Source organism: Mesorhizobium sp. M8A.F.Ca.ET.021.01.1.1, from assembly GCF_003998025.1.
Taxonomy (GTDB): Bacteria; Pseudomonadota; Alphaproteobacteria; order Rhizobiales; family Rhizobiaceae; genus Mesorhizobium.
Window position 1 is genome coordinate 1 of the sequence record NZ_RZSJ01001128.1, and the last position, 401, is coordinate 401.

A 401-nucleotide genomic window follows, 5' to 3' on the forward strand; every position below is an offset into this window, starting at 1 on the left:
GGGGGCGGCCGCGACGGCATCGTCCAGCATCGCCAGCAATTTCGCGCGCGTGGCGGCGTCGGCGGCGAGGAAGGGGCCGGGATCGACCGGCAGGCGGATGAAATCGAGCCCGGTCCGGCGCAGCCGGCGAAGGTCGTCCGGTGTCGGCACCGGCCGCTGCGACTGGAAGGGCGGCCAGGCATAGTCGGTGCGCGGCGCGGGAAACTCGCGCGTCAGTGCGAACCAGGGCCAGGCATTGACGCCGCGGCGAAAGCGCCATTCGCCAGTGGCGGCCAAAGCGGGTGGCGCGAAAGAAAGCGCCGCCGTGGCGGGCGCCAGCGCCGTCGACAGCGCGGTCCTCAGCAGCCGCCGTCGCGACCAACCCGTCATACGGCGCCGGGCGAGGGGCGATCGACCGGCAT

At 73.8% G+C, this 401-nt stretch carries 1 pseudogene; it reads right to left on the bottom strand.

From position 1 onward, the window contains the following. Positions 1–369 (bottom strand): annotated as a pseudogene (locus tag EOA36_RS36940) (glycosyl hydrolase family 5); the annotation flags it as partial. Positions 370–401: the final 32 nt, after the last annotated feature.